3 protein-coding genes and 1 pseudogene are annotated in these 3,429 nt (G+C 28.7%); 1 reads left to right on the forward strand and 3 read right to left on the reverse strand.

Features of this window, described 5'->3' with window-relative positions; all coding sequences use genetic code 11:
- Positions 1 to 25: 25 nt before the first annotated feature.
- From Q0649_RS09885 to Q0649_RS09895, 3 genes are all read right to left on the reverse strand, one after another.
- Positions 26 to 916: a HipA domain-containing protein gene (locus tag Q0649_RS09885; protein ID WP_298840952.1), complete on the reverse strand. Its 891-nt coding sequence runs from the start codon at positions 914 to 916 to the stop codon at positions 26 to 28.
- 397 nt (positions 917 to 1,313) lie between these two features.
- Positions 1,314 to 1,490, reverse strand: coding sequence for a nucleotidyltransferase substrate binding protein (locus tag Q0649_RS09890; protein WP_298840955.1), 177 nt, complete (start codon positions 1,488 to 1,490; stop codon positions 1,314 to 1,316).
- 18 nt (positions 1,491 to 1,508) lie between these two features.
- Positions 1,509 to 2,948: a GH25 family lysozyme gene (locus Q0649_RS09895; RefSeq protein ID WP_298840958.1), complete on the reverse strand. Its 1,440-nt coding sequence runs from the start codon at positions 2,946 to 2,948 to the stop codon at positions 1,509 to 1,511.
- Between the two features lie 242 nt (positions 2,949 to 3,190).
- On the opposite strand from Q0649_RS09895, the pseudogene Q0649_RS09900 reads away from it, so the two are divergent.
- Positions 3,191 to 3,429, forward strand: a pseudogene (locus Q0649_RS09900) (hypothetical protein); the annotation flags it as partial.

Consider the following 3,429-nt stretch of genomic DNA (forward strand, 5'->3'; position numbering starts at 1 on the left):
AAATCTTAAAAGTTATCCACAGTTTTTATTTTTGAATTCTGCAAGCCCCTAAAAATATATCATTCATTAATTTTACTTTTTCTATTAAAAACCTTTTTATTAATTTTTTTCTTCTATCACTTATCAACTCTTCTGAATAATTAAACATAATTTTATCTAATGATACTTCTGTTATCTTCTTATCAATAACCTTTATTAAATCCATGACACACTCGCTATGATTCGATTTTATATATTTAAGCATCTCAATATGCGTTGGCTCTTTCTTAATTTTCTTATCCACTCTAATTCTAGACTTTGATTTACTATTAACTACAGAATTAAATCTAACTTTATCATTTCCTAAATAAAAATCTATGTTTTTCTCTTCAAAGTAACAACATAAAGAAGACCCATTGTCATATATCGGGCAAATTCTAATACCATTATCACTTTCAAGAACAGCCCAATTATTTTGATGTCTATCTGTGTTACCAATCAAGAAATCAAAAATTGATATTCTAAAGAAATCGTTACTTAAATTGTATTCAGCAAGTGACTTTAATATCATCTCTATTGAGTAATATTCTTTATTCTCATTATCATACATAGTATATGAATCATAACTTGGATAATTCTTATTAATCAAGTAAATTCCTTCTATTAATATTTCTGTTTCATCATTTATAAGATAACTCATAGACCCTATTCTTGATTTGTATCTTCCTATTTCTATTTTAGCACATTTTAAACCTAATAATCCAGCCAAATCAGAAGCTAATTTTTCTGATACATGTTCAGTAGTTCTATCTGATTTAGTATACTTAAACAAACCTATTTCTTTGGTTTCATGATTTGTTAACCAGATCTTTTCACTTCTACCACTACCCTCAGAAAATCCATCATAAATATCCCACTGACTATAATCTACTACCATACTTAATCCTCTCAATAACATCCTTAGTATATTTTTAAAATTCAATACATTTCCTACAATTATATAATATTCAAAACATAATTCTATGTCTAAGCTATAATTAAAAGTAATGCTAAAACTATACCACTAGCATCTATGTTTTACAACAGCAAACCTCATCTATCATAATAGAATATTTATTGTAATTCTTAACCGATTACTACCTTTGTAGATATAACTTATCTGTTCATTCCCTTTTTCATTTTTCTCATTAAATATATATGCCGCTATAGATTTTTTACAGGATTTTTTTAAAAAAACATTTTATAATGCATAATTACTTTCAGAATTCTAAAGTTAGATATTAAATTGACTTTTCTGCTGCTACAATTTGATATTCCTTCACATTTTTCTAAATTTATATTACCCTTTTTGAAACATTATTTAATAAATTTTCTATAGCGCCAATATAATGACTTACTATCCTATTTTTAATTTCTTCATAATACTGCTCATCACAAATATATGTTGTAGCATTTCGAGATAATATAATGTCATTCCAAATTTCTATATCTTTAATTAAACCTTCTTTCAATGCTTACCTATAACACCCTCATCTAGATATATACACATTTATTGAAACTGTATTAGAAACATCGTTAAATATATCTAGCGACTGAACCTGAAATTTATATGTTTTTCCAACTGTTAAATTAGTTATTGTAATAAAGTTGTTAATGTTTGTTGAAATCCAAATGCCATCTTTATAAACATTGTAACCTTTTAGATCTATCTCAGTGTTCCTATTCCAACTTAAATTCACTGTTCCTTTCGAGGCATTGAATCCATTCAAGTTTATTAGTTTAGCAGGCGGCATTATTAAATCAAGTGAGGGACACCAATTTTGATCCATGTTTGTATATCCACCAATAATTGCCGATTGCGTAAATTGCCAAATATTCCATCCACTCCACCCACCAAAATTCATAGGGGTATCATCACTAAATTTCAGATAATTACTAAATTCATAAAATTCAGCATTCCAAAGAGGTAAATTCTTTAGTGTATTAATTTCAGTTGTAACTTGCCACTCACTCCAAAAAGATCTATTTGTATATATCATTATAGTTCTTCCTGTGTATAACTTAAAATGGTCACAAAATACTTTAGCCCAATCGACTATTTGTTTTCCCGTAAGCCCGATATTAGTTTGGTCAAGAGGAGGCTCTATATCTAAAACAGGAAGTAGATCTCCATAACCTATAATACCAACATTATTCATAATGCTAAATATATGGTCAGCATATTTTTCAGCTTCAACATTTGCTCTATCTAAATAGTAATCTAAATTAGACCAGTATGGAATATAATAGAATCCTACTTTAAGCCCAACAGATTTTATTCCTAAAGTATGTTTTTGTGCCATAAAATCAGGTGTGTAGCCATTATTTAATACACTACCACCTGCCCTAACGTAAACAAATTTCACTTCATCATTTTTAATTTTATTCCAATTTAATTCTGGCGTATAAAAAGAAACATCCGTACCTTTTAAGTAACCAGAATATTGGTTAGCTTTTGACCAATAGACGATACCTATCGATGTTGTAATGCTAACTTTTACGCTATTACTGTAACCAGAAAAAACTTTGTCTGCCGTGTAAGATGTTACCTTATACTCGTAAGTTTGACCAATTTTAATACTAGTATCTACAAAAACTCGATTTAGCGTAGATCCTATAGGAATATTATTTCTCAAAATGTAATATCCACTCACTTGTACATTGTCATATGCAGGCTCCCAAAATAGCACTACACTAATTAACGTATTTCTTTGCACCAATAGTGACATTGGAGATCCTGGTGCTGCTCTCTTCTCATTAGGCCTCATCATACGATCTTTTTCCCCCAGTGGCACAAACAAATTCCAATCTTTAAACAGTTGCACAGAGTTTTGAAGTCCATTTGCTTCAATAATACTTTGTGGCGAAATTCCATATTTATTTGCAATTGACCAAACAGTATCACCTGATTTAACTAAATGTACCCCCACCAAATACCCTCCTTATATATACTATTATAAATAGTATATTCATGACTACCCCTATATAGAGACGAGGAAAGCGTTAACTATTTATTATTTATTAATATAATTAAGCTTTATATTCACAATAAAATTTTGTAAGTAAAAGTTCAGATATGCAACTTAGACATATTTACTTGCTATACATTAATATTAGATGGTAATATTAATTTAATTATTAAATAATTTACAATGGATTGGAGGCTTTGTCAATGAATAAATTATTCCCAAATAGAAGGAAAACTATAGGTGTTTTAATTAATTCTTTTGATGGTTTCTATCAATCACCAGTCTGTAAAGGAATAAGAACTGTTGCTTCTGAAAGAAATTTTAATGTACTCTTTTTTTCTGGTGGAGCACTTGAGTCTACAGTACGAGATGAGAGAAAACAAAATGTTATTTATGATTTAGTTAACACCGATAAATTAGATGGATTAATTGTATGTTCAGG

This window comes from uncultured Clostridium sp. (genome assembly GCF_937920395.1).
Taxonomy (GTDB): Bacteria; Bacillota; Clostridia; order Clostridiales; family Clostridiaceae; genus Clostridium_AD.

What these genes read in the sequence shown, in the direction of transcription:
- Q0649_RS09885 (WP_298840952.1), bottom strand. Translation starts at nt 916, where the DNA reads ATGGTAGTAGATTATAGTCAGTGGGATATTTATGATGGATTTTCTGAG.